The sequence below is a fragment of the Curvivirga sp. genome, assembly GCF_965219885.1.
GTDB lineage: Bacteria > Pseudomonadota > Alphaproteobacteria > UBA8366 > Aestuariispiraceae > Curvivirga.
Genome location: NZ_CBDCOT010000009.1, coordinates 2492574 through 2517994 on the forward strand (window position 1 = coordinate 2492574; position 25421 = coordinate 2517994).

The window sequence follows — 25421 nt, forward strand, 5'->3', positions numbered from 1 at the left end:
CAATGCAATATATGCATAATATAGTTATCTATTTGTTACAGAACAACAGGATTTCGAAAAAATCGTATAGGAGATTATTTTGGTAACGCTTTTAAGAATTCAATAATTGGATCCCATACGAGCTTTTCTGCGCGATTGCCACTCATCATGCCTATATGACCTAAGGATGGTTTTAATGTAATATTAAGGGGAAGAATATCTGCCAATGCTAGGGCGGACTCAGGAGGGACGATACGATCTGTCATTGGGATGATAGAAAGGCTAGGTCGGTTAAAATGTTGCGGTTGCACAATTTTACCATTGATCAACCAGTTTCCCTTTGCCGGTGTGTTTTCTTGATACCAATCGTGTAAACATTCTTTGGCAGTCGGACCTGCAAGAGGGACGCCGTCATTTAACCAATCTTCCAGAGCAACAAAACTTAAAGCTTGATCACTCTGTTCGTCTAGTTGCGAAAATTTAGTGAATTTTTTAAGAGATAACATTGGATCAAGCAGACCAAAACATAATTGTAAAGTGTCGGTTGGTAGTTGTCCAAATGCATGAATTTGCTGTTCCATAAGAGGAAAGGCGGGGGATAACATGGCTTTTTGTTTGCCGCCATCTGCTTCGAAATCCCAAGGTGTTGCAAGTGCTATAAGCGAATGGACTAATTCAGGAAATGTAGAGGTGAGACCCGTTGCCAAAGTTCCTCCCATACAATAGCCAAGGATAGTAGGTACTTTTCCTGTGTTCTGAATTAAACACTGGCAAATTTGAGCGAGGCGTAGAATATAATTTTCTAAGTTAAATTTTTTTTCATCCTCATCCGGAGTATTCCAGTTAACTAGAAAAACCGGATAACCATGTTGCACCAGATATCTGGCAAAGCTTCTTTTTTCTTCTAAATCAAAAATATACCCACGATTGATTAAGGAAGGGATAAGCAAAATAGGATGTTCATTTTCTGATACTTCATTCAATGAAGTATAGTCATGTAAACATGTATTTCCCTCTCGCCAAATGATTGGTAAATCATCGATTTTTCTAGTGTATGGATGTGAACGGTAAGCTTCGATACCTGATAGATAGGTGTTGAACTGCTTATTGGTTTCAGAATTTAGCTCTGAAAATAAAGCTGGTACATCTTGCTGATTATAATTTGCCTGGAAATCAGCGGCTAAGTTTTCAGCTTTTTCTCTCAGTATTGGATGAAATAGTGTTTGCCTCATATTTGGCGATTTGGCCAGCAAGCTCGTTAATGCGGCGGGTGAGCTCATCAACCATTGTAGCGTGCTGCTCAGATGAAAGTTCATCGGACGAGGGCCTAGACGTTTCTTCGGCCCCGGCGGCAGGTGTAGTCGCTGTTTCTGCTTTGGGGGTTGGTTTTGCATCTTGTCTTGCGGCATCTGGTACAGGCATCCCCATTGCTTTAAACATAGCTTCCCCATATCCCAGCGTTTCAGCGTCTTGAGACATTAAACTCATTTGTTCTTGCCAAAGAGCCAGTAATCGGCGGGTGATGGATTGCATGTTATCTTCTGTTTTCATATGAACAAGTATAGGTATATTTAGCTGGTTTTCTACTTATTTTGTCACGATTAAATTTTATGCATAAAGCTATATGGGGTAAAAAACATCTTTAATCTAAAATAAATGTTGGACAGTTGTTAGGCTATGCAGCAAAATATTAAGCACGCGCACCATAAAACATGTTGCGTCGCGGGAAAATAACAAAGAATAACTCTTTAATAGTATGTTTATCAAAGAGTTCTAATAAAAAGACAAAAGGGAACGTTATGGGTGCACAGCAAAAAGGTGATAGCCCAATCATCATAAAAAAATATGCAAACCGCCGTTTGTATAATACTGCTACCAGTAGTTATGTGACATTAGAGCATCTTTGCGAAATGGTGAAGCAAGGTGTTGAATTTACTGTCCATGATGCGAAATCAGGTGACGATATTACACGATCTGTTTTGACGCAGATTATCGTAGAAGAAGAATCAAAGGGGGGGCAAAATTTGTTGCCTATCCGTTTCTTGCGCCAGCTTATTTCCTATTATGGGGAAGGAATTCCTCAATCTGTATTGCCAAACTATCTTGAAATGGCGATGGAAAATTACGCTCAAAATCAAGAGAAGATGCAAAATTATCTAGCGGAAAATATGAATAATGTTTTTCCATTTGGTAATTTTGAAGAAATCGGACGTCAAAATATGGCGATGTTTGAGCAAGCGATGAATATGTTTACTTCTTTCTCTGGAAATGAACAAAACACCGCCTCTGCGAAATCGGAACCTGTGAAAGAACCTGAAGTTTCCAAGTCGGATGCAGGTGAAACAGAGAATCCAGTGGATATGTTGAACGATTTGCAAAAACAACTTCTGGAAATGCAGGAAAAACTTGCAAATATTGAAAAGAAATAAAATCTTCTTTAGTTTCTGAATGATGAAATATCTTCTTGATCTGGTCTTTTTGGCATTGATTGAGAAGATATTCTTTTTTAAACGCTATTTTTTAAGATTTTTATGCAGGCATATTAAATGAGTGACATGGCGCAAACAGATGCAACATCTGAAGAAGACAAAGCCCTTATTATCGTTGTCGGGAATGAAAAAGGCGGTTCGGGGAAGTCCACGACCGTAATGCATCTTATTGCTGCGATGATGCGCGGTGGTTACACAGTCGCTGCACTGGATTTAGACGCACGCCAAGGGACGTTACATCGCTATTTGGAAAACCGGAAGGCAACAATGGCACGTAAAGGTGTATTGCTGCCGATGCCCGAAGTTGATGCGATTTTGCCAAGTAAAAATCCTTCAGTAGAGATGGCCAAGGCTGAAGATGAAGCAGCTGTGCATGCTGCGGTTGAGCGCTTGAGTGCTGAAAACGATGTGTTAATTATTGATACACCGGGAAGTGATAGTTTTTTGAGTCGTGCTGGGCACTCTTATGCTGATGTTTTGATTACACCTTTGAATGATAGTTTTGTAGATTTGGATGTGCTTGCACATGTTGATCCAGAAACATTGCAGATATCAGAATTAAGCCAATATGCTCAAATGGTGTTTGAGCAAAAAATGGAACGTGCAAAACGAACAGGATCAAATAAAACCTTTAAATGGGTCGTTTTGCGTAACCGTTTGGGACAGCTTGATTCTCGTAACCAGAAAGCGATGGATAAGGCGATCACAGGATTGGCGAAGCGTGTTGGGTTTGATCTTGTGCCAGGATTTTCCGAACGTGTTATTTTTCGTGAATTGTTCCTTGAAGGATTAACTTTACTTGATCTTCGGGGCAGTGGTTTGCAACGTCGTATGAGTATGACACATATTGCAGCCCGTCAGGAAGTTCGCAATATGATACAAGCAATTGGTTTACCCGTCTGGAAAGACGATAAATAAGATTAATATGTAAGGCTTATAAATGTTTTATCTGATTTTGGGTACTGTGATTTTAGCAGCAATATTGATATTGCTGAACACGTTTGCCCATAGTCAGCCTGCTAATATTTTACGCGCGGGACGTATTTTATTTGTGGTGATTATTTTAGCATTGGCCGGTTTCTTCGTCATGCGGGGTGGGCTGCAATTTCTATGGTTAGCTGCCTTGGCTATTATTCCATGGATCAATCGCTTGAAAATGGTCATTGCCCTTAGCCGTCTATATCGTCATTATCGGCGAAAACGTAAGAATGGAAGCACCTCAAACGGTAATTCGAACATAATGACACGCAAAGATGCTTTGAAAATTCTTGATCTTGAGGAAGGGGCAGACGAAGAAGAGATTAAAAAAGCACATCGTCGCCTGATGCAAAAGCATCATCCTGATCAAGGCGGGGATCCGAAGAAAGCATCTTTAATTAATCAAGCTAAAGATATTCTTCTAGACAAATAAATTCTATTTAAAGCTTTTAGGGAAACGGCTTTTTATGAAAGCATGAAGCACGCGGGTCGCTCTGCTTTTGTTAAAGGTTTTGGGGTGCAGGAATGCCTCAACCCAGAAACCTTCTACCATTGCATAAATACCTGATGCACTATCCCTTGCATATTCGAGATTTTCGCCCTGCGACTCTGCTAAATTGAGGCATAGATTATTTAACATAGCTGTATATTGTTTGTCTCTTGTCCCACAAAGTTCCAAATATTCAGGATGACTATTGGCTTCCGCACGAAAAGCATACCAAACCGAAAGCATGTCTGACTTTAAAACCTGATTACTAAGATCATTTTTCAGAACAGACATTAATTGTGAAGCAGGTTTTGATCCACCTTTGATCAATGCTGCACGCCAGAAAGTCTCATAATTATTAGCCAAACGAGTAAGCGCAGCCTGAAAAAGAACTTCCTTTGAGCTGAAATGCAAATTTATCATCCCACGAGAGAGGCCCGATATAGCTTGGATAGTGCTGACCGTAGTACCAGCATATCCATGTTCAGCGATTGATTTGATAGTTGCATCAATCAAAAGATCACGATGATGCGCTTTCTTTTTATCGCGCACACCAGTTTGCTTTGCTGGTTTTGCACGTGTCTTTTTAGTTTTTACTTTTTTTGCATCTGCTGCGGTCATTCTAAAATCTTCTGTTTTTAACGGGTTGTAGATTGATAAGTTACCTCTATTCATCCAATTTTCAACAATTAAAAAATGAACGTACATACATTTTTATTGCATTTTAAAATTTACTCCTGTAGGTCTAGAGGGAGCAGGGGGATAGAAAAGGGCTATTCCAAAGAGAAAAGTAAGTAAGATTAGAGGATATTGATTATGGTTCGTGTAGATAAGGAAAATGAAGCGCGTCGAAATCGTCGTGGTGGCGGTGGTCGTTCTGCTCGTTTAGCGATGCGTGAAGCTGGGCCTGCACAAAGACCTGTACGCGCTGGCTTGCCCGGCGGGCGTTACAAACCGCTAACAGATCAAGATTTGGATATGATTAATGAGGCCGCTTTAGATATCCTGGAAAGCTTGGGTATTGGTGAACCAACAGAAGAAGCAATTGAAATTGCTTTGGCAAATGGGGCGCATTTGAATGAACATAAAAGAATTTGCTTTCCAAGAAATATCGTTAAAGATGCTCTGAAGAAATCTGCAAGTTCATACATTGTCCATAGTCGTAATCCGCAACATGATAATCTGATCGTGGGACATAACCATGTGAATTATGTTACGAGTGGTGAGGCCGTTACAGTTTATAACGCAAAAGAAAAGAACTTTCGCCCTTCTACGTTAAAAGATTTATATGATTTTTGTCGCGTGACGGACACGCTGGAAAATATTCATGGCTTTGGGCAGACAGTCGTTCCCACAGAGCTGGATGATCCATATGAGCATGATATCAATGTGGCTTATGCTATTGTATCTGGGACGCAAAAGCCTGCGGAAATGACCTTTGTTGATGTGAAAAATATCGATGCAGTGGTTGAAATGTTTGATATGGTTGCTGGTGGTGTCGGTAAATTTAAAGAAAAACCATTCGTGACCTTTGGTGGCTGTCCGATCGTTTCCCCTTTACGTTTTGGAGAAGATAATCTGGAGGTTTTGATTGCCAGCTCTAAACGCGATCTCATCAGTGATATTGCGATCGCACCACAAGCAGGGGCGACAGCACCTGCGCATCTTGCTGGCGCATTGGCGCAAGTAACTGCAGAGGGGCTGGCCTGCCTGTGCATGGTGAATATGATTTCACCGGGTACACCGATGTCTTTTGCGATCTGGCCGTTTGTTTCTGATTTACGTTCCGGATCATTTTCAGGCGGTAGCGGTGAAGAAGCTGTATTAATGGCAGCTGCGGCACAGATCGGGGGATATTATAATCTACCCGTTACCGTTGCAGCTTCCATGACAGATGCGAAAATGCCGGATGCACAAGCGGGGTATGAAAAAGGGATTGCGTCAGTATTGGCAGGCATGGCCGGGGCCAATCGTGTGTTGGAATCTGCGGGTATGCTGGGCAGTTTAATGGCGTGTAGTTTTGAGGCCCTGTTGATTGATAACGATATGTTGGGACAGGCCCAACGGGCCATTCGTGGAATTGAAGTGAACGAACAAACCCTGAGTGTCGAGACGATCAAAGAAGCTTGTTTAGGGGCTGGCCATTTTCTTGGACACCCCAAAACCTTGGAATGTATGGAAACAGAATATCTCTATCCAACCATTGCTGACCGTCAACCTTTTGGTCAATGGGTGGAAGAAGGGTCAAAATCAATTCTGGATGTTGCAATTGTGAGAGCTGATGAAGTACTGGCAACACATTTTCCATCACATATAAGCGAAGAACTTGATGACGCTATCCGTGCAAAATTTCCTATTAAATTGGATAGGTCAGACATGAAGCCAAAGGCATAAAATGAAAACACCTCACTAAACTTTTATGAGCCGACTTTATGTTGGCTCTTTTTCTTTTGGGAATGGTCTTGTTTCTGAACGTGTAAAAGCGGATAATGCTGCCGCTATGACCATTGTGATACCTGAAAGAGATAGAGAACGCTTCCGTAAAGTTGTCTTGGTGATGAAGACAGCAACGGTAGAAGGTGAAAAGGCGGCCGCAGAACAAGCGGCATTACGCCTTGCTAAACAATGGGATATGACCTTGGAAGAGGCAATCGCTGAAACCCATCCTGAACTGGATGATGGCAAGGTCAATATGTCTGAACAGGCAGCGCGTCGCCAATCTGCGGTTGATGCATGGGCATCTGGTACCTTGCGTATGATGCGTGGTAATGAAGCGCGTGAGAAATACGAGTTTCAGATGGCTGCACAAGCGGCACGTGAACGTGGCATGAAAGAAGAAATGCCAGTTAACCAACCAAAGACGGGTAATATTAAAATTACACGTACTTTCCACAGCAGTTATAAGCCAAGCAAAGCGGATCATGAAAGATTGATCGGGGCGTTGTTAAAGGAAGGCCATAATCTTCGTAAAACTGCGATTTTAGCAGACGCAACCAGCCAACAAGTTGCTGCGGTTTATCTTAAAATACGTGATGAAATTACAGCTGCACGTAAGCAAAATGCAATGAAGCAAAAACGAGCAGCTAATCGTCGTGGTGGTCGCCGCTAGGTAATTTGATCGTCTAGCGTGACTTTTTTTCCATCATTGATAAATCCAACTGCAATTTTTCTCCCATCCAAATTGGATGATCACGGTGATCTGCTAGTTCATCACCAGATTGTGGGTGTAAAAAGACAACTAAGTCTTTTCGATTAAACATCAACCATTTGGTAATATCTGCAAAATCTTTATGGTGAAATGCGACTTGAAAGCTCCATCTTGGATGTGGCCCAACATTTCGCTCCCAAAAGCGACCCATATCGATATCAGGCCAGTTTTTCTCGATCTGCTCACGAATAGACCAAGCAATATCTTTGGTAGCCTCATCAAAATAGATATGTGCATGATAATCATACATGGATGTATCGCGTAAAATTTTTACAGTATTGGCGTTATCTTCATTCATGATTGAATTTCCTATTGCTGTATCCGTGTCTCTAATTTTGCTAGGAAATGCTTTATTTACAAGTCAATCATCAGAAACTAATTGTTTCCGTTGCTTCTATTTGTTTTTTAAACTGTATTTAGGATGCCAATTACCAGGATCGATATTTGAAAACAAACCCGTCTTTACACCTGATAAAACTTCTATGGAAAGTTTGTTTATATAGGGAGCCTTTTGGAAGGGGTTAAAAAACAAATCTCTTAGTCGGGCTGCAATTAATGAGTCTGATTGGAAGAAGGGAGTGAGCCATCGGCTAGCCCATTGGTAGAAATGGACATGGTTTCTTCGATCTTTATCATAATTGATAATTGCGTCTTCAAGATTTGGAGTTGTATCCAGATGTTTCGAAAAGACAAGTGCATCAGCCAACCCTAGATTGGCACCTTGCCCAAGTTGTGGGCTGGTGTTATGGGCTGCATCCCCCATAAAAATAAGACGATCATTATAAAAACGTTTTAGAATAATATCGTGATAAATTGCTCTGTTTAAGTCTGAATGAACATTGAAATCTGCGGCGAGTTTTCCTGCCTCAGGCCATAGATTCGCAACATGTCTTTGCCACTTATCGAAGGGCTCGTTATACCACTGGTCAAAATTTTCATGTTTCAAGCTATAGAAAAAGGCATAGGAGTTTTTCTGATCGGTTTCTGAAGCCTTTCCCATAGGCATAACGCCAATCATTGTGTGTGCAAGATCATATCGTTGATGGAGATGTTGGTAATTGAAATCTTGATTGGCTGTTGAAATACCCCAAACCGCACCATAAGGATATTTTTTATTGAGCTTTATCTCGGCAAATTGATCACGAACTTTAGATTTCATGCCAGATGCATCTATAACCAAATCGAAGGAGTCGGTTATCTCACCAAGAGAATTTTGAATGATTGGGCTTTTGGTTTTGTGCTTAATAGAGATAGCTTCAAAATCTTTAACAAGCTTGATTTTGCGTTTAACCACTTCATCATACAACAAATGGAATAACGCTGATCGATGGATACCTAATCCAAATAAGCGAGGACTTAAATTTTCGTAGGCGACATCCATCACTTTCCAACCGTTGATGGTATGTCCTTTTAAATGCGAAATTGGGGCGCCAAGTCGAAGGGCCTTTTTATCAAGGCCGAGATTAGCAAGGCAAGCAAGTCCGGTCGGTTGTAGTAACAGGCCGGAACCAAGAGGTTTCGGCCTGTCAAACTTTTCAAACACGGTGACATCATGACCCGAACGGTCAAGATAAAGCGCAGAGGCCAATCCTGTTGTCCCTGCGCCTATTATCCCAATCTTATATCGTTTATCCCCCATGACTTCCTATCAGGATTAATGGGAAATCTTACGGTATTTAATACGATGTGGTTGATCCGCATCTGCACCTAGACGACGTTTGCGGTCAGCTTCGTAATCTTCATAGTTCCCTTCGAACCACACAACCTGACTATCGCCTTCGTAAGCCAAGATATGTGTCGCGATACGGTCAAGGAACCAGCGATCATGCGAGATAACCACAGCACAACCAGCAAAGTTTTCCAACGCTTCCTCTAGTGCGCGAAGTGTATCAACGTCCAAATCGTTCGTTGGCTCATCGAGTAGCAATACGTTGGATTCTGATTTAAGCATTTTTGCCAAATGTACACGGTTGCGCTCACCACCAGATAACATGCCAACTTTCTTTTGTTGATCGCCACCTTTGAAGTTGAAGCTACCAACATAGGCGCGGCTTTGCATCTTGCGTTTACCAAGTTCGATTACATCTAGGCCGTCAGAAATTTCTTCCCAAACTGTTTTAGTATCATCAAGACTGTCACGGGATTGATCCACGTAGCCAAGTTTTACTGTGTCACCAACTGTGAACTCGCCTTCATCTGGTGTTTCATTGCCTGTAATCATACGGAACAGGGTGGATTTACCCGCGCCGTTAGGACCAATGATACCAACAATACCACCACGCGGCAGATTGAATTCCATGCCTTCAAATAAAAGTTTATCGCCAAAAGCCTTCTTTACAGCATCAGCTTTGATTACGATATCGCCCAAACGTGGACCCGGTGGAATCTGGATTTGAGCCACGCCGACTTCTTTGTGGTTCTCTTGTTCCAATAGTTTTTCATATGCCTGGATACGCGCTTTGGATTTTGCCTGACGCGCTTTCGGGCTGGAAGACACCCATTCACGTTCGCGTGCCAATACTTTAGCACGTGCAGCATCTTCTTTGCCTTCTTGTTCCATACGTTTTTGTTTCTGTTCCAACCAAGCGGAATAGTTGCCTTCGTAAGGAATGCCTGTGCCACGGTCTAACTCAAGGATCCAACCTGTTACGTTATCAAGGAAGTAACGATCGTGAGTTACCATAACAACAGTACCTGTATAGTCCGCCAAGAAACGTTGTAACCATGCTACAGATTCTGCATCCAAATGGTTGGTTGGCTCATCAAGAAGGAGCATGTCAGGCTTGGAAAGCAATAAACGACAAAGGGCAACGCGACGTTTTTCACCACCAGAAAGCTTATCAACAGCCCAATCACCTGGAGGGCAACGAAGTGCGTCCATTGCAATATCAACAACGCGGTCCAAGTCCCAAGCGTCAGCTGCATCAATTTTTTCTTGCAACTCAGCCTGTTCACCGATCAATGTCATCATCTCATCATCATCGGTCACTTCGCCCAATTTCATGGATACTTCGTTGAAACGATCAAGAACGTCTTTGATTTCACCCATTGCATCCATAACGTTCTCATGAACTGTTTTGGATTCGTCCAGATGTGGTTCTTGTTCTAGGTAACCAATTTTCAAACCTTCAGCGGGTTCTGCGTCACCATTATAATCTTTATCGATACCGGCCATGATTTTTAAAAGGGTGGATTTACCCGCACCGTTGTAACCTAAAACACCGATTTTCGCGCCCGGTAGGAAAGACAGGGTAATACCTTTGAAAACTTCTTTGCCGCCTGAATAGGCTTTAGAGAGGTTGTGCATGCGGTAAACATATTGATTGGCAGCCATGGCTGGCAGTCTCCTCATAATTTTCTTGTATTGAAATATCTACTGCGGTTTCTAGCTTATCCCTGCGTTACTGTCCATGCTTTGTAAGCTTTTTCATCTAAGAAAAATTATAAACTTCGCTTGATCTATCTTGTATTGTTTTTATGATTATTTATATCCCTAGTAATCGGGGGATTGGATTTAATAAAGAAAAGAGTCAGACATGCGTCAAAGACAAGCAAAATTCGCCATCGGAGATTCTGTAGAACACAAAATTTATGGATTTCGCGGAGTTGTTTTTGATGTGGATCCAGAATTCGATAATACAGAAGAATGGTGGCAATCCATCCCGGCAGATGTGCGTCCAAGTAAAGACCAGCCGTTCTACCATCTATTTGCGGTACAATCTGATAATAGCAATCCTTATATCGCCTATGTGTCGGAACAAAATTTGATTGCCGCTAATCCTGAAGACCCAATTGATCATCCGGGAATTGGTGAGTATTTCGCAGGCCAACAAGGGAATGGACAATATATACCTAATAATTCTGTTGTGAATTAAATCATTTATCCTTAGCCGTTTAGTTGGCTATAAAAATCCACAGATATTAAGAATACAGACAGAGGAGCAGTTCTTATGCTTTCCAAAGAAGATAATTATGATCTGCTTTATGATAAGTTTAACTGGGATATTCCAGAGTTTTATAATATCGGCGCGGATATCTGTGATCGTCAAAACCCGGAAGACACAGCCCTAATTTTTGATAAGGGCGAGGCGGGTATTGATTATTACAGCTTTGGTGATTTTAAAAAACTTTCAAATAAACTAGCTAATGCCTTGGCCGCACAAGGTATTGAAGCAGAGGATCGAATTGGCATTCTTTTGCCACAGCGCCCTGAAACGGTCGTTACGCATATTGCCACATATAAAAGTGGCTGTATTGCTGTGCCGTTATTTGTCTTATTTGGGCCTGAAGCAATTGAATATCGCGCTAAAGCTGGCGGGTTGAAAGTTATCGTTACTGATAAAGTTGGGTTAGGGAAACTCAATGAAATTCGTGAAAGCTTACCGGATCTTAAACTGGTGATCTCTGTGGATGGACCCGCAGAGGGGGCTGAGGACTGGAAGAGCTTTACTGAGAATGAAAGTGATAGTTTCACGCCTGTAAACACGAAAGCCGATGATCCAGCTTTGATCATCTTTACCTCTGGTACAACAGGTCAGCCCAAAGGTGCTTTGCATGCGCATCGTACATTATTGGGACATTTACCTTGCGTTGAATCCGCACATAGCTTCTTTCCCCAAGAAGGGGATGTGTCTTGGACCCCTGCAGATTGGGCATGGATTGGTGGTTTGTTAGATGTTTTGCTGCCAAGTCTTCATCATGGCGTGCCTGTAGTGGCATATCGGGCCAAAAAATTTGATCCGGAAGATACATTTGCTTTGTTAGCGCGTCACAAAATTCGCAATGTTTTCTTTCCACCAACAGCATTGAAATTGATGCGTAATGTGGAAGACCCTCAATCCCGCCATGATTATTCCGTGCGTTCCATCATCAGTGGTGGGGAATCTATGGGCGCTGAATTACTAAAATGGGGGCGTGATACATTTGGTCTGACAATCGCTGAGATTTATGGGCAAACGGAATGTAATCTTGTGGTCAGCGGAAATAGTCACGCATTACCTGTAAATCCGGGTTTTATTGGCAAGCCTGTACCTGGTCATCAAGTTGAAATCATTGATGATAATGGCAATGTTTTACCCCCTGAAACGGAAGGGAATATTGCGGTAAAGAGTCCTGATCCGGTCATGTTTCTTGGTTATTGGAATAATCCGGAGGCAACCAAAGGTAAGTTTATTGGTGAATGGCTGATTACCGGCGATACCGGATTTAAGGATAAGCAAGGATATGTGAAATTTATAGGACGTGATGATGATGTGATTACCACATCGGGTTATCGCGTTGGGCCGGGCGAAATTGAAGACTGTCTCTTGAAGCATCCATCTGTAAAAATGGCCGGTGTTGTTGGCATTCCAGATCCCATCCGAACAGAACGAATTAAAGCTTTTATTATTTTGCAAGATCAAGTCGATGGTAATGATGATCTTAAGGAAGAGATAAATCAATTTGTACGCCAACGATTAGCTACACATGAATCACCGCGCGAAATTGCTTTTGTGGAAGAATTACCAATGACGACAACGGGTAAAATTATGCGTCGAGAATTACGCGCGATAGGATAGGTAATCAGCGAAAGTAGATCTGCAAATATCCTCGTGAAAATAACTACGTCTTTTACGCTTTTCCTATCGAGGAAAATGGATATAGTTCCCCTATGCAGAATACGAAAAACTTACTTACAGATCAGGATGGTGCCGCGGTTCATTTAGTTAATGAGAAAGGCGCCGCATCTTTGATTATTACCTGTGATCATGCCAGTAATGATGTGCCTAAATCACTTGATAACCTAGGGTTAGATCAATCGATTTTGAATCAGCATATGGGATATGATATTGGTGCAGCACCGATTGCGAAAATCCTGTCGGAAGCTTTTGATGCGCCAGCGATTTTTTCAGGTTATTCCCGGTTGGTTATAGATATCAATCGACCCGTAGATGATTTTACAAGCATTCGCGCCATAAGTGATGGCGTCATTATTCCTAAAAATAGACGTGTCACTTGTGAAGATAAAACCGCGCGTCATGAAGAATTATATTGGCCGTATCACGATCGATTATCAGAGATTGTCGAAGCGAAAACCGCAAATGATCAAATGCCAATTATGATTTCAGTACATAGTTGTACAGATGAAATGCATGGGCAAAAACGTCCTTGGCATATAGGTGTTTTAACCAATCATGATCGTCGTGTTGGTGAAGCTTTAATCGCTGTGCTTGAAGAACAAAATCCGGATTTAATGATTGGTGATAATAAACCATATTCTGGCTGGGATCCTTATGGGTATACAGTCGAAAATCATGCGGTCCCTCGTGGGATGCCGAATGTATTACTAGAAGTGCGACAAGATTTGATTGCTGATGAGGTCGGGCAGACAAAATATGCGGAAATTCTGCGTAAAGCGTTTGCCGTCGTTTTAGAAGACAAAGATCTTTATACCGCTTTCTAGGGAAGGGGATGTGAAATGATTGAAGATACGTCACCAATTACATTAGGTATCGAAGAAGAATATCTTTTGGTTGATCCAGTCACCCGAAACTTGACCGAAGATGCCAAGGTACAAGAAGCGGTCATTGAGGAAGTTCAAGCGAATGTTTCTGATGATGTTGGCTTTGCGACACCTGAGTTTTTAAAAGCTCAAGTGGAAATCGGTACATCTGTTTGTCATTCTGCAGCAGAAGCACGCGAGAAACTTGTTGTGATGCGAAAGGCTGTGGCGCAGGCGGCCTCTAATCATGGACTTGCACCAATCGCCGCCTCTACACATCCGATGGCAAATTGGCAATCTGTGCAACATACGGATAAGGAAAGATACAAGGCGCTGGCAGCGGATTTGCAGTCTGTCGGCCAACGCTTGGTGATCTGTGGTATGCATGTCCATGTTGGTATCGAAAAAGATGAACATCGCATCGATTTGATGAATCAAATCAGTTATTTCTTACCTCACTTATTGGCGCTTAGTGGGTCTTCTCCGTTTTGGCGGGGGCGGAATACCGGGCTTTCCAGCTATCGTATTGCAGTTTTTGATGAATTACCGCGAACCGGGCTGCCGGAAAAGTTTGAAAGTTGGGCTGAATACCAAAATCATTTAAATGTGTTGATTGATGCGGGCGTCATTGAAGATGGCTCTAAACTTTGGTGGGATATTCGCCCTCATTGTCGTTTCCCAACGTTGGAAATGCGATTGGCTGATATTTGTACCCGCCTTGATGATGGTGTGGCGATTGCGGCACTTTATGCATCTCTTATTTCCATGTTGCAGCGTCTTCGCAAGAATAATCAGCGGTGGCGTATCTATAACAAAATGCTGGTGAACGAAAATAGATGGCGCGCACAAAGATATGGCCATGTAAAAGGACTTATTGATTTTGGCCGCGGAGAGATTATCTCTTACTCAGAACTTTTGGAAGAAATGATCGATCTGACAAAAGAAGATCAGGAGCGTCTTGGTTGTGTAGCGGAAGTTGCACATGCAAGAACCATCCTTGAACGTGGCACAAGTGCACAAAACCAAGTACGTGTTTATGACAAGGCAATTACATCTGGCGCTTCAGAAGAACAGGCGTTACATGCCGTTGTAGATTGGTTAATTAAAGAAACAGTGACAGATTTATAACTGTCCGATTTAAAAGAAAATGGATTTATAATTTTCTGACTTTTTATGGAGCAAGATTATGGATGAACAAACAAAATTGGAATTAGAAGCAGCAGCTTTCCGCCGCATGGTGGCACATTTTCAGGAACGTACTGATGTGCAAAATATCGATGTTATGAATTTAGCAGGATTTTGCCGTAACTGTTTATCCAAATGGTATTTGGCAGCTGCGGAAGATAAAGGCGTTGAGATGGATTATGATCAAGCCCGTGAAGTTGTTTATGGTATGCCATATGATGACTGGAAAGCTAAGTATCAAAAGAAGGCAACTCAAGAGCAGCTTGATAAGTTTAAAGAAAGTCACCCAGGTCACTAAGATGAAAGAGTATTCTCAGGCTGTTTAAACGGCCTGAGAATGTTTTCCTTTGCCTGTTTCCAAATATTCATCAAAGAGAGCGGCAACAACTCTGACAAAAGGCTTGCCTTCTTCTGTTACTTTGATTGTTTTCCCATTCCGGGAAATTAAACCATCAGCCTCAAATTCAGCCAATCGTGGCCCAAGTGTTTGTGAGAGAGTATCGACCTCTCCATATTGATCGGCAATGTCATCCAATTTAACTTCATAACGACACATCACATGTTGAATTGCAGTGCGTCTCATCCGATCATTACTTGTTGTTGCTATGCCTTTAGCTACTGGCAGTTTATTGTCGTCTATTGCACGTACATAGCTTCGCATATCAGGAAAATTCTGAATGTAACCCGCATCGCTCACACCAATTGAGGAAACGCCCATACCAATCAATGTTTCTGCTTCGTCGTCTGTATAGCCTTGAAAGTTGCGTGTAAGGCGATTTTCTTCAACTGCCAAAGACAGCGGATCATCAGGTAAGGCGAAATGATCAAGACCGATTGCCCGATAACCTGCTTCACATAAAAGTTCTGTGGCAAGTTGTTGTTGTTCCATGCGTTCTTCTGAAGAAGGAAGAGCATCTTCCGGGATCATCTTCATATGAGTTTTCATCCAGGGCACATGGGCATATCCAAATAAGGCTAATCTTGTTGGCTTCAAAGCTTTCACTGCGTCAACATTTGCGCGGATGCAGTCTAAATCTTGATGTGGTAATCCGTAGATCAAGTCGAAATTGATGTCGGTAATACCCTCAGATTTAAGCAATTCGACAACGGCTTTGGTTTCATCATAGGGTTGAATACGGTTAATAGCCTTTTGGACTTTCTCCGTCATATCCTGAATACCAAGGCTCGCACGGGTGACACCGGCATCAGCAAGTGCGCGAACAGCTTCCATTGTCATGCCACGTGGGTCAATCTCCACAGCAAATTCAGCATCTGACATAACAGCAAAATTTTCAAAGATATGATTTGCCAATTTTAAAATATCGGACGGTTCCAGAATCGTCGGGCTGCCCCCCCCCCAATGAATATGTTTCACTGGTTGCCTTTTATCACCGTGACTTTCCTTGAACTTTTGCGCCACAAGCTCAATCTCACGGAATAGATATTTCAGATATTTTTGTACCGGTTCATAACGACGCGTGATCTTTGTATGACAACCACAAAACCAGCATAATGTGTCACAAAATGGAATGTGGAAATAGAGTGATAATCCTTCATCGGAAGGAATAGTCGCGATCCAGTTTTCATACACCTCGCTTGTCACGTCATTGTTGAAATGAGGTGAGGTTGGGTAACTTGTATAGCGTGGTACCGGTGCAGAATATTTTTTGAGTAATTCGTTATTTGTTAGCATGAGAAGTATATTGATGACTTTTTTGATGAATTTCATTGATGTTGATCAATCAAAAACACAGTTTTTCAACTTTCTTCTTAAAAGCGTTGAAAGCTCCGTTGCATCCCATTATCTTGTGCGGCAGAATTTTTCTAAGAGTGATAAATAAGATTTCATTAAATTGAGAGAAGGAATTTTCATGTCTGATATGGATGATGAAATGGAAATGGATGCCGAAATGGAAGCAGAAGTATCTGAACCAGTAGCGGCGCCAATGCAAGGTATTCCGGCTGATACAGGTTCTGTAGATTATGCTGCGGCAATTTCAACGGAGCAAACACATCATGACCGCGGTCCAGGTGGTGCGACAGGCGCACGCTTGCGCAGCTTTATTGAGCGTATCGAACGCCTTGAAGAAGAGAAAAAAGGCATTATGGACGATATGAAAGAAGTTTTTGCGGAAGCTAAATCTGATGGTTTTGATGTGAAAATTATGCGCCAGATTTTGAAAATCCGCAAAATGGATGATGCGGATCGTGCTGAACAAGAAGCATTGCTTGAAACATACATGTCTGCGATTGGTATGTAAGCTGATTTAAAATTAATATAGCAAGTAAAAAGCCCGCCATTTCGGCGGGCTTTTGTTTTTATTCAGCTGCCATTGCAGGAGAAGGATTTTTGAACTGTGCTAGCAACACCTGTTTATTAGCCTCCACATCTGCCAAATGTTTGTCTTTGACATGGCCATATCCACGAATATGTTCAGGTAATGTGGCCAAAGCAACAGCGGTTGCGTGATTGTCTTTGTTTAGGTTATTTACAATCATATCAAGCATATCTTGATATTCTTTGATCAAGCGACGTTCGATTTTACGTTCTTCATTTCGACCAAATGGATCAAGTTTAGTGCCGCGTAAGCCTTTGAATAAAGGTAATACTTTCATTAAGTTTAGCATCCAAGGTCCATATTCGCTTTTTTTAGGCTTGCCTGTATTTGGGTCAACTTCTGCAGTTGAAGGTGGTGCCAAATGAACCTTAACTTTAAAGTCACCTTCGAATGCTTCGTTGAGCTGTTTCATGAAACGTCCATCTGTATATAAACGTGCGACTTCATATTCGTCTTTATAGGCCATTAACTTATATAGATATTTCGCAGAGGCCGCAGTTAGTTCTTCCGTAATATTGCCCATAACAGCTTTTTCGGCTTTTTGTATATTACGAACAAAGCCTTCATACATATTCGCGTATTTACTGTTTTGATATGCAGTTAGGTCTGTCATACGATGTGCGATAATTTCTTCAGCTGTTTGAGGGAAAGCTTTTTGTGTCGCTTTCGGGTCCGCTTTGCGTTCACCAATGATCTTCTTGATAGCATCAAGGTTATGTGCTGCGCGACGCCCCCATAAGAAGGCTTTCTGATTGGCTTTGATTGCAACACCATTTAGTTCGATTGCTCGCATAATGGCGTCTTCAGACACAGGAATAAAGCCATTTTGGAAGGCATAGCCCAACATAAACATGTTGCTGGCAATGGAATCCCCCATCAACGCAGTTGCGATTGCGGTTGCTTCCACAAAATGAGCATTCTTTTTACCAACACCATCACTGATGATATTTTTAATCTCGGAAGTCGGGATTGTGAAGTCAGCATTTTGGGTGAATTCCCCCGTCACAGATTCATGTGTATTGATGATTGCCTTTGTATGATCGCGTTCTGTTTTAGACATCGCGTCAAAATTGGACGCGGTAATCATATCACAGCCAAGAACCAGTTTGGCACCACCAGCTGCAATACGCACAGCATTAATGTCCTCTGGTGTATTGGCGATTTGAATATGACTGGTGACAGAACCACCTTTTTGTGCCAATCCCGCCATATCAAGTACGGAACAACCTTTACCTTCAAGATGTGCGGCCATGCCAAGAAGAGCACCGATTGTAACAACCCCAGTACCACCAACACCTGTGATTAAGATACCATATGGATCTTCGATAACCGGTATTTTGGGGGCAGGAAGAGTTTCGAAAATGTCACTCACACCTGCTTTGGCAACGGCACCATCGCTTGCGCCTTTGCCTTTGCGTGGCTTACCGCCATGTACGGTAACAAAGCTTGGGCAGAAGCCATCAACGCAAGAGAAATCCTTATTGCATCCAGATTGATCAATCACACGTTTACGACCAAAAGCTGTTTCTTTTGGGGTAACAGAGACACAGTTGGAAACTTCACCACAATCACCACAACCTTCACATACAGCTTCATTGATAAAGGCGCGTTTAGCAGGATCTGGATAGGTGCCACGTTTGCGACGACGGCGTTTTTCCGATGCACAGGTTTGATCATAAACCATAACAGTGACGCCTTCGATGTCACGTAACATTTTTTGTACATGATCCAAATCGTGACGGTGGAAAATTTCGGTACCTGCCGGGAAGAAGCCTGGGATTGTATATTTTTCAGGTTCATCTGTGACAACAACGACTTTTTTTGCACCCTCAGCCTTTACCTGATGGGCAATATCACCAGACGTAATAACACCGTCAATCGGTTGTCCACCTGTCATAGCTACAGCATCATTGTACAGGATTTTATAGGTTATATTCACGCCAGCCGCGATGGATTGACGTACGGCTAAAATGCCGGAGTGGAAATAGGTACCATCGCCAAGATTAGCAAAAACATGCTTGGTTTTCGAGAATTTTGCCTGTCCGATCCATGGCGTACCTTCACCGCCCATTTGAGTGAATGTATGTGTTTCACGGTCCATCCAGCTTGCCATATAGTGACATCCAATACCCGCTAGCGCACGAGAGCCTTCGGGTACTTTTGTCGATGTATTATGTGGGCAACCAGAACAGAAATATGGAATGCGTGTGACAGACGCTGTGCGTTTATTTAATTCTTTTTCTTTGTCATCTAGGAAAGCAAGACGGTTGCCGAAATGAGATTCCATTTCGGATGTTGTGCCACCTTTCATTTTGCGTAGGCGATCAACAATTACACGTGCGATGCGGGCAGGGGTCAAATCACTGGTTGATGGTAAAATCCATTCCTGATTTTCATCAAACTTTCCAACCACACGAGGACGCACATCTTCGTTCCAGTTATATAACTGCTCTTTGATTTGGTTTTCAAGAAGGGCACGTTTCTCTTCAATCACGATGATTTCTTCATGCCCTTCGGCAAATTCACGAATACCATCGCGCTCTAATGGCCAAACCATACCAACTTTATAGATAGAGATACCGATCTCTTTTGCGTATTCCTCAGAAATTTGCAGGTCTTCTAAAGCCTGACGAACATCTAAATATGTTTTGCCTGCGGTGATGATGCCAAGACGACGTTTCGGACTTTCAACCATAGTTTTGTTGAGTTTATTCGCCTTACAATAAGCTAATGCCGCATATAGTTTATATTTATGAAGCAAATGTTCCTGTTCCAGTGGTGTGTGCGGAATACGAATATTCAAGCCACCTTCAGGCATTTCGAAATCTGTTGGGATAATTGGCTTAATGCGGTCCGGGGATACATAAACACTGGCGGAAGTTTCGATGTTATCAGCCAAAACTTTGAAAGCTGTCCAACAACCTGAGAAGCGAGACATCTCGATACCGTGCACACCTAGATCCAAAAATTCCTGTACACCAGCAGGATAAAGGACAGGGATACATGCATCCATAAAGGCATATTCGGTTTGGTGAGGTAAAGTAGATGATTTACAATTATGATCGTCACCTGCAAGCACTAATACACCGCCATGTTTGGATGTGCCCGCTGCATTGGCATGTTTGAATACATCACCTGTACGGTCAACGCCAGGGCCTTTACCGTACCACATACCAAAAATACCGTCGACTTCACTGTCATTAAACAATTGAGACTGTTGTGATCCCCAAACAGTTGTTGCTGCCAGTTCTTCATTCACACCAGGTTGAAACTGAATTTGGTTTTCTTCCAGATATTTCCGTGCAGACCATAACTGCTGGTCTACTGCACCGAGTGGAGAACCACGATATCCGGAAATAAAACCGGCTGTGTTTAAGCCAGCAGCCAAATCACGTTGACGTTGCATGAGGGGTAAACGAATCAAAGCCTGGGTCCCAGTCATATAGACACGACCTTCTTGTAGCTCATATTTATCAGCAAGGGATACGGATTCTAATTTCATAACTTCTCTCCCGACCATAGGTCTATTGCCTGTTCTCAGCATTATTGAGGAAGATATGATTTTATTGATTTTCTTATATCTTCTGCCGAAAAAGGCGATCCTTAAACTTCTTTAGCTTCCATATAGGTTAGCATTACTGACCTAAATTGCAAGTAATTTTATTACTCATTTTGATTATTTTATTACTTGCGAAGAATCTAATTAAAAGGGACTTCTTGATCTTACAGGAAATTATACGCTATACCCTTGCGTAATTGGAAATATCTTTTTCGTGACCCTTCAAATCCACGATTTTAAATCAGGAATTTAGACATGACTGTATTGGTAACAGGCGCTGCAGGCTTCATTGGTATGCACACAAGTATGCGACTTATGGCTCGCGGTGAAAAGGTTGTAGGCATTGATAATCTGAATGATTATTATGATGTAAATCTTAAATATGCACGCCGTGACCGTCTCCAGGAAAATGAGAATTTTGAATTCTTTAAAGTGGATTTATCTGATCAGGAAGGTTTGAAGAAGGTTATTGAAGCACGCCCGGATATTGATCGTATTATACATTTGGCAGCGCAAGCAGGCGTTCGATATTCTTTGGAAAACCCGCATGCTTATATTCAAACCAATATTCTTGGCCATTTGAATGTGATGGAATTGGCCCGTCATAAAGAAGGCGGTATTAAGCATATGGTATATGCGTCCTCTTCAAGCGTGTATGGCGGTAACAAGAAAAAGCCATCTTCTACAGATGATTTAACTGAAACTCCTATTTCCTTATATGCAGCAACAAAAAAATCCGACGAATTAATGAGCCATACATATGCGCATTTATTCAGAATTCCGATGACGGGCTTGCGTTTCTTTACCGTATACGGCCCGTGGGGACGTCCAGATATGGCTGCTTGGATATTTACCAAGAAAATGTTCAATGGAGAGTCTATCCCAGTATTCAATAACGGTGAAATGAAACGTGATTTTACCTATGTGGATGATATTGTAACTGGTGTTATAAATTGTTTGGATAATCCACCCGAAGATAACGGGGAGCAAGCACCGGCACGTGTTTATAATATTGGTAACAATAAACCGGAACAGCTAATGGACATGATCGGTATATTAGAAGAATCTACAGGTCGAAAAGCAAATTGTGATTTCCAACCTATGCAACCGGGCGATGTGACTGAATCATTTGCAGATATTGATCCGATGCGCAATGATTTTGGATATGAACCAACCACACCAATTTCTGTTGGTATCCCGAATTTCGTAAATTGGTATAAAGAATTTTACGGTATCGAATAAACAAAACTTGATACCATATGAGTTAAAGAAAAGGCCGGAAGTTGTTTCCGGCCTTTTTTATTGATAATGCAATTAATGATATTATTTTATATCGCGTTTTAGGTGCTTATGGATGATTAAAAAGGGGGAAGTATGGCCTTATATAATATTCATGATGGAGAGCTAAAGGAAGTTGTGAATACAACTTTCAAGGCCGAAGGTATTATGGAACGAGCTGATTTACAGAAAATGTTTCTTAAAGATATTACTCCGTTGATACCTGAAGCAATGGTGATTGCTGAAGAGTATTCTAATTGGGAAGGAAGTAATCGAAGTATTGATTTATTATGTATTGATAAAAATGCACGATTGATTGTGGTAGAGCTCAAGCGTACCGAAGATGGAGGACATATGGATTTGCAAGCGATCCGGTATGCTGCGATGATTTCAACTATGACATTTAAGGCGGCAGTGCATGCGCATAATGAACTCTTAAATAAGTTAAATATAAATGAAGATGCGGAGGAGAGAATTCTCAACTTTCTAGATTGGCAGGAACCAAAGGAAACGTTTGGAGACGAAGTTTCAATCGTCCTAGTATCAAGTGATTTTTCTCAAGAAGTATTTACTTCTGCAATTTGGTTAAGTCAGCATGATATTGATATTCGTTGCATTGCACTGAAACCATACCTGCATCAAGGCGATTTACTAATAAATATTGAGCAACGCCTACCATTACCGGAGGCAAGCGATTTTCAATTCCGAAATTTAGAGAAGAAAAGAGAAGAGCGGCAAGTTCGTGAGCAAAATCGCGATTTGACACGTTATGATCTTAGGGTGGGAGAAAATCAGTTTTCAAATCTTCCTAAACGTCAATTTGTATATGAAGTCGTAAAGGAAGCAATTCGGAATGGAGCTAAACCTAAACAAGTCATAGACAATAGGAGAAGCTGGATTATCCTTGATGGAGAACATGATTCAGCTAACTTTTTAATAAATGAAAATCTTCGTGCTAAGGATAGTACTAATTCCGAAGTACGAAGGTTTTTTATCGATGAGGGTGAATTGTTCCATTGTGAAGGTAAGACGTATGCATTCACGAAGATGTGGGGTAAAAATTCAAAATCAACTGTAGATGAAATTATCGAGAGATTTGACTTACAATATATTACTTACAAGGCGTCGTGTTGATTTTTAGAGATTAATAAAAGGCCGGAAATTATTTCCGGCCTTTTTTATTTATTCTGCTTCGATAATTTTAATTTCTTTGGTGATATTGGCTACTTGTCCAAGCATCACACTGGCAGAGCAATATTTCTCACCAGAAAGTTTTACCGCACGATCCACTTTTGCAGGGTCCAGATTTTTACCAGTGACAATGTAAGTCATATGTATGTCGGTAAACACTTTGGGGTCGGTGTCAGCACGTGTGCCATCTACTTCGACCACACAATCTGTAACATTTTCACGACCGCGTTGAAGGATGTGCAATACATCAATACCGGAACAGCCACCAACACCCATCAAGATTAATTGCATAGGGCTTAGGGCAGTTTTGCCATGTACTGTGCTGTCATCAGATGCATCAATTACAATAGAATGACCACTATCTGCACTGCCGACGAAACGTTGTCCTTCAACCCATTTAACTCGTGTATTCATTTTTTCCTCGTTTAGTTACGCAAAAGAGCTTTGTGCGTTAAGAATAGAGTGCTTCCAATTCTTCACCGTAATTTTCAACAATGACATGTCGACGGATTTTCATGGAAGGTGTCATCATTGCGTTTTCAACGCTAAATGCCTCTTTAATTAATACGAATTTTCTGACCTTTTCGATCACGGAAAGTTCATTATTTGCTCTCGTGATTGCGGCTTTAATAGCATTATTGACCGCCTCATCATCATTCGTATCAATGCCTTTTTCTGATAAAGCTTCAAAGTCCGGAACGATAGCTGCTACCAAATGCGGACGGCGATCACCATATACCATACATTGTGCGATTTCATTTTCTAGACAAATGATTCCTTCGACACGTTGAGGGGAAAGATTATCGCCACCTGAATTAACAATAATATCCTTCTTACGATCTGTAATCATCAGATAGCCATCTTCATCCAGTTTTCCTATATCCCCTGTATGAACCCAGCCATCTTTCATTGCGCTGGCGGTTTTTTCTGGATTGTTCCAGTAGCCATTCATACAAAGTTCACCACCGATCAAGATTTCACCATCTTCAGCGATTTTAATATCAACATCGACCAAGGCTGGACCGACTGTGCGAAGTTTGTTTTTAACAGGACGGTTCACGCTAACCACAGGTGCGGTTTCAGTTTGTCCATATCCTTGTAAGACACGTAAACCAAGTGCGATAAAGAAAAGGCCTACATCGTAATTCAAAGGCGCACCACCGGATACAAAAGCTTTTAAACGACCACCGAAGCGTGCTTGCACTTTTTTGCGTACCAGTTTGTCCAGCAAGATATTAAATAATTTCTGGCCAAGGCTCATTGACTTCGGAGCTTCATAGTGACGCGCGCCAAGCTCCAAAGCATTCATTAATAACTTTTCTTTTAAGCCGCCTGTTTTCTCTGCATTTCGTAGAACCTTGCCACGGATATTCTCATATAAACGTGGTACAGCGGTCATAATTGTTGGTTGTACTTCCGCTAGGTTATTGAGCAGTTTATCAATACCTTCAGCATAGTAAATCTGCGCACCAGCCCCAATTGGGAAAAATTGACCCGCTGTATGTTCATATGAATGACTAAGGGGGAGGAAGCTTAAGAAAACTTCTTGTTCATTACCAAAGTTTGGAAGTTCTGCTAAGGCATCATGTGCCCCTTTACAGTTACAAATAATCGCCCCATGCGACAACATTACCCCAGCTGGCACGCCACCGGTGCCGGAGGTATAAATGATACAGCATGTGTCGGAACGTTTCAGATCTTTTGCGCGCTCACGGATATCAGACTCTATTTTCCGTCCTTCATTAAGCACAGCTTGCCAGTTTTTAACCTGTAAGCCTTGGGCAGGCTTTTTACTTGGTTTTTCAATGCTGATAATCGTATTGCATTCAGACGCAGCTGCAGCAGGTACGAATTTTTGCAATAAAGCATCAGTAGAAACGATAGCAACTTTGGCACCACTGTCATTAATCACATGTAAATGATTTTCCGTTGTATTCGTTGTGTAAGAGGGAACTGTAATTGCCCCAAGACACATGATAGCGATATCGGCAATTAACCATTCCGGACGGTTTTCTGATAAAAGTAAAACGCGATCACCCGCTTTAACACCCTGTGCTTCCAGACCTTTAGCAAGGTTTTGCACATCACGCGCAACTTGCGGCCAACTCATACTTTCCCAGATACGCTTTGCGATATTCTTTGACCAAAGGAAAGGCGTATCTGCCATTTCATCGGCTTTATCGAAGAATAAGGAAGGTAAGTTTAAGGCGTCGTCATATTGCTTGGCGGCGGTGAGGTCTTTCACGT

The 25421-nt window shown here is 41.9% G+C and carries 23 protein-coding genes; 13 read left to right on the forward strand and 10 right to left on the reverse strand.

The genetic code is table 11. The features are described from left to right. Nucleotides 1-74 precede the first annotated feature (74 nt). On the reverse strand, nt 75-1259 hold the full coding sequence (locus ACOQOA_RS17240) for an alpha/beta fold hydrolase (RefSeq protein WP_420550120.1): 1185 nt from the start codon (nt 1257-1259) through the stop codon (nt 75-77). Then, a complete protein-coding gene (locus tag ACOQOA_RS17245) occupies nt 1168-1512 on the reverse strand; it encodes a hypothetical protein (protein ID WP_420549836.1) in 345 nt (114 codons plus the stop codon). Before ACOQOA_RS17245 ends, ACOQOA_RS17240 begins: the two co-directional genes overlap by 92 nt. 266 nt (nt 1513-1778) lie before the next feature. On the opposite strand from ACOQOA_RS17245, the gene phaR reads away from it, so the two are divergent. The 3 genes from phaR to ACOQOA_RS17260 all read left to right on the forward strand — a co-directional run bounded on the left by phaR (nt 1779) and on the right by ACOQOA_RS17260 (nt 3879). After that, on the forward strand, nt 1779-2408 hold the full coding sequence (gene phaR / locus ACOQOA_RS17250; protein WP_420549837.1) for a polyhydroxyalkanoate synthesis repressor PhaR: 630 nt from the start codon (nt 1779-1781) through the stop codon (nt 2406-2408). A gap of 117 nt (nt 2409-2525) precedes the next feature. After that, a complete protein-coding gene (locus ACOQOA_RS17255; RefSeq protein WP_420549838.1) occupies nt 2526-3386 on the forward strand; it encodes a division plane positioning ATPase MipZ in 861 nt (286 codons plus the stop codon). A 22-nt stretch (nt 3387-3408) separates the two neighbouring features. Then, nucleotides 3409-3879, forward strand: a complete 471-nt coding sequence (locus ACOQOA_RS17260; protein ID WP_420549839.1) for a DnaJ domain-containing protein — start codon at nt 3409-3411, stop codon at nt 3877-3879. Nucleotides 3880-3882: 3 nt separating this feature from the next. Here the strand turns inward: ACOQOA_RS17260 and ACOQOA_RS17265 are convergent, their stop codons facing one another. Continuing rightward, on the reverse strand, nt 3883-4554 hold the full coding sequence (locus ACOQOA_RS17265) for a TetR family transcriptional regulator C-terminal domain-containing protein (protein ID WP_420549840.1): 672 nt from the start codon (nt 4552-4554) through the stop codon (nt 3883-3885). A 195-nt stretch (nt 4555-4749) separates the two neighbouring features. Between ACOQOA_RS17265 and ACOQOA_RS17270 the strand changes: the two genes are divergently transcribed. Next, a complete protein-coding gene (locus ACOQOA_RS17270; protein WP_420549841.1) occupies nt 4750-6327 on the forward strand; it encodes a trimethylamine methyltransferase family protein in 1578 nt (525 codons plus the stop codon). Between the two features lie 25 nt (nt 6328-6352). Beyond that, nucleotides 6353-7042, forward strand: a complete 690-nt coding sequence (locus tag ACOQOA_RS17275) for a hypothetical protein (RefSeq protein WP_420549842.1) — start codon at nt 6353-6355, stop codon at nt 7040-7042. Between the two features lie 13 nt (nt 7043-7055). Here the strand turns inward: ACOQOA_RS17275 and ACOQOA_RS17280 are convergent, their stop codons facing one another. The 3 genes from ACOQOA_RS17280 to ettA form a co-directional block, all read right to left on the reverse strand. After that, entirely contained in the window at nt 7056-7439 is a 384-nt protein-coding gene (locus ACOQOA_RS17280; RefSeq protein WP_420549843.1) for a DOPA 4,5-dioxygenase family protein, read from the reverse strand. 96 nt (nt 7440-7535) lie between these two features. Beyond that, nucleotides 7536-8780 carry an FAD-dependent oxidoreductase gene (locus ACOQOA_RS17285; protein WP_420549844.1) on the reverse strand — a complete coding sequence of 415 codons (1245 nt, stop codon included), beginning with the start codon at nt 8778-8780 and terminating at the stop codon, nt 7536-7538. A 15-nt stretch (nt 8781-8795) separates the two neighbouring features. After that, complete coding sequence (gene ettA, locus ACOQOA_RS17290) at nt 8796-10475, reverse strand: energy-dependent translational throttle protein EttA (RefSeq protein ID WP_420549845.1); 1680 nt, start codon at nt 10473-10475, stop codon at nt 8796-8798. 202 nt (nt 10476-10677) lie between these two features. Here ettA and hspQ point away from each other — a divergent pair, with 202 nt between their 5' ends. The 5 genes from hspQ to ACOQOA_RS17315 all read left to right on the forward strand — a co-directional run bounded on the left by hspQ (nt 10678) and on the right by ACOQOA_RS17315 (nt 15105). Continuing rightward, entirely contained in the window at nt 10678-11016 is a 339-nt protein-coding gene (gene hspQ / locus ACOQOA_RS17295) for a heat shock protein HspQ (protein ID WP_420549846.1), read from the forward strand. A gap of 75 nt (nt 11017-11091) precedes the next feature. Next, on the forward strand, nt 11092-12699 hold the full coding sequence (locus ACOQOA_RS17300; protein ID WP_420549847.1) for an acyl-CoA synthetase: 1608 nt from the start codon (nt 11092-11094) through the stop codon (nt 12697-12699). A gap of 92 nt (nt 12700-12791) precedes the next feature. After that, the gene (locus ACOQOA_RS17305) at nt 12792-13583 is read left to right on the forward strand and encodes an N-formylglutamate amidohydrolase (RefSeq protein ID WP_420549848.1); all 792 of its coding nucleotides are present in this window, start codon (nt 12792-12794) and stop codon (nt 13581-13583) included. A 15-nt stretch (nt 13584-13598) separates the two neighbouring features. Next, nucleotides 13599-14750 (forward strand): carboxylate-amine ligase, encoded by a 1152-nt coding sequence (locus tag ACOQOA_RS17310; RefSeq protein ID WP_420549849.1) that lies wholly within the window; start codon nt 13599-13601, stop codon nt 14748-14750. Nucleotides 14751-14808: 58 nt separating this feature from the next. Next, nucleotides 14809-15105, forward strand: a complete 297-nt coding sequence (locus ACOQOA_RS17315; protein ID WP_420549850.1) for a DUF1244 domain-containing protein — start codon at nt 14809-14811, stop codon at nt 15103-15105. A gap of 24 nt (nt 15106-15129) precedes the next feature. Here ACOQOA_RS17315 and hemN read toward each other — a convergent pair whose 3' ends face one another. Then, nucleotides 15130-16536, reverse strand: a complete 1407-nt coding sequence (gene hemN / locus ACOQOA_RS17320; protein ID WP_420549851.1) for an oxygen-independent coproporphyrinogen III oxidase — start codon at nt 16534-16536, stop codon at nt 15130-15132. 142 nt (nt 16537-16678) lie between these two features. Here hemN and ACOQOA_RS17325 point away from each other — a divergent pair, with 142 nt between their 5' ends. Continuing rightward, nucleotides 16679-17068 (forward strand): DUF2312 domain-containing protein, encoded by a 390-nt coding sequence (locus ACOQOA_RS17325; protein WP_420549852.1) that lies wholly within the window; start codon nt 16679-16681, stop codon nt 17066-17068. 58 nt (nt 17069-17126) lie between these two features. Here the strand turns inward: ACOQOA_RS17325 and ACOQOA_RS17330 are convergent, their stop codons facing one another. After that, entirely contained in the window at nt 17127-20690 is a 3564-nt protein-coding gene (locus ACOQOA_RS17330) for an indolepyruvate ferredoxin oxidoreductase family protein (protein WP_420549853.1), read from the reverse strand. A gap of 270 nt (nt 20691-20960) precedes the next feature. Between ACOQOA_RS17330 and ACOQOA_RS17335 the strand changes: the two genes are divergently transcribed. Both ACOQOA_RS17335 and ACOQOA_RS17340 read left to right on the forward strand, forming a co-directional pair. Next, complete coding sequence (locus tag ACOQOA_RS17335) at nt 20961-21947, forward strand: SDR family NAD(P)-dependent oxidoreductase (RefSeq protein ID WP_420549854.1); 987 nt, start codon at nt 20961-20963, stop codon at nt 21945-21947. 132 nt (nt 21948-22079) lie between these two features. Further along, entirely contained in the window at nt 22080-23117 is a 1038-nt protein-coding gene (locus tag ACOQOA_RS17340; RefSeq protein ID WP_420549855.1) for a hypothetical protein, read from the forward strand. A 48-nt stretch (nt 23118-23165) separates the two neighbouring features. On the opposite strand, the gene ACOQOA_RS17345 is transcribed toward ACOQOA_RS17340, so the two are convergent. Both ACOQOA_RS17345 and ACOQOA_RS17350 read right to left on the reverse strand, forming a co-directional pair. Continuing rightward, nucleotides 23166-23588, reverse strand: a complete 423-nt coding sequence (locus ACOQOA_RS17345) for an OsmC family protein (protein WP_420549856.1) — start codon at nt 23586-23588, stop codon at nt 23166-23168. 37 nt (nt 23589-23625) lie between these two features. Further along, nucleotides 23626-25419 (reverse strand): AMP-dependent synthetase/ligase, encoded by a 1794-nt coding sequence (locus ACOQOA_RS17350; protein ID WP_420549857.1) that lies wholly within the window; start codon nt 25417-25419, stop codon nt 23626-23628. Between the last annotated feature and the right edge of the window lie 2 nt (nt 25420-25421).

What these genes read in the sequence shown, in the direction of transcription:
- phaR (WP_420549837.1), top strand. Translation starts at nt 1,779, where the DNA reads ATGGGTGCACAGCAAAAAGGTGATAGCCCAATCATCATAAAAAAATAT.
- ACOQOA_RS17285 (WP_420549844.1), bottom strand. Translation starts at nt 8,780, where the DNA reads ATGGGGGATAAACGATATAAGATTGGGATAATAGGCGCAGGGACAACA.
- ACOQOA_RS17310 (WP_420549849.1), top strand. Translation starts at nt 13,599, where the DNA reads ATGATTGAAGATACGTCACCAATTACATTAGGTATCGAAGAAGAATAT.
- ACOQOA_RS17245 (WP_420549836.1), bottom strand. Translation starts at nt 1,512, where the DNA reads ATGCAATCCATCACCCGCCGATTACTGGCTCTTTGGCAAGAACAAATG.
- hspQ (WP_420549846.1), top strand. Translation starts at nt 10,678, where the DNA reads ATGCGTCAAAGACAAGCAAAATTCGCCATCGGAGATTCTGTAGAACAC.
- ACOQOA_RS17280 (WP_420549843.1), bottom strand. Translation starts at nt 7,439, where the DNA reads ATGAATGAAGATAACGCCAATACTGTAAAAATTTTACGCGATACATCC.
- ACOQOA_RS17270 (WP_420549841.1), top strand. Translation starts at nt 4,750, where the DNA reads ATGGTTCGTGTAGATAAGGAAAATGAAGCGCGTCGAAATCGTCGTGGT.
- ACOQOA_RS17265 (WP_420549840.1), bottom strand. Translation starts at nt 4,554, where the DNA reads ATGACCGCAGCAGATGCAAAAAAAGTAAAAACTAAAAAGACACGTGCA.
- ACOQOA_RS17305 (WP_420549848.1), top strand. Translation starts at nt 12,792, where the DNA reads ATGCAGAATACGAAAAACTTACTTACAGATCAGGATGGTGCCGCGGTT.
- ACOQOA_RS17340 (WP_420549855.1), top strand. Translation starts at nt 22,080, where the DNA reads ATGGCCTTATATAATATTCATGATGGAGAGCTAAAGGAAGTTGTGAAT.
- ettA (WP_420549845.1), bottom strand. Translation starts at nt 10,475, where the DNA reads ATGGCTGCCAATCAATATGTTTACCGCATGCACAACCTCTCTAAAGCC.
- ACOQOA_RS17260 (WP_420549839.1), top strand. Translation starts at nt 3,409, where the DNA reads ATGTTTTATCTGATTTTGGGTACTGTGATTTTAGCAGCAATATTGATA.
- ACOQOA_RS17255 (WP_420549838.1), top strand. Translation starts at nt 2,526, where the DNA reads ATGAGTGACATGGCGCAAACAGATGCAACATCTGAAGAAGACAAAGCC.
- ACOQOA_RS17325 (WP_420549852.1), top strand. Translation starts at nt 16,679, where the DNA reads ATGTCTGATATGGATGATGAAATGGAAATGGATGCCGAAATGGAAGCA.
- ACOQOA_RS17345 (WP_420549856.1), bottom strand. Translation starts at nt 23,588, where the DNA reads ATGAATACACGAGTTAAATGGGTTGAAGGACAACGTTTCGTCGGCAGT.
- hemN (WP_420549851.1), bottom strand. Translation starts at nt 16,536, where the DNA reads ATGAAATTCATCAAAAAAGTCATCAATATACTTCTCATGCTAACAAAT.
- ACOQOA_RS17240 (WP_420550120.1), bottom strand. Translation starts at nt 1,259, where the DNA reads ATGAGCTCACCCGCCGCATTAACGAGCTTGCTGGCCAAATCGCCAAAT.
- ACOQOA_RS17275 (WP_420549842.1), top strand. Translation starts at nt 6,353, where the DNA reads ATGAGCCGACTTTATGTTGGCTCTTTTTCTTTTGGGAATGGTCTTGTT.
- ACOQOA_RS17315 (WP_420549850.1), top strand. Translation starts at nt 14,809, where the DNA reads ATGGATGAACAAACAAAATTGGAATTAGAAGCAGCAGCTTTCCGCCGC.
- ACOQOA_RS17330 (WP_420549853.1), bottom strand. Translation starts at nt 20,690, where the DNA reads ATGCTGAGAACAGGCAATAGACCTATGGTCGGGAGAGAAGTTATGAAA.
- ACOQOA_RS17300 (WP_420549847.1), top strand. Translation starts at nt 11,092, where the DNA reads ATGCTTTCCAAAGAAGATAATTATGATCTGCTTTATGATAAGTTTAAC.
- ACOQOA_RS17335 (WP_420549854.1), top strand. Translation starts at nt 20,961, where the DNA reads ATGACTGTATTGGTAACAGGCGCTGCAGGCTTCATTGGTATGCACACA.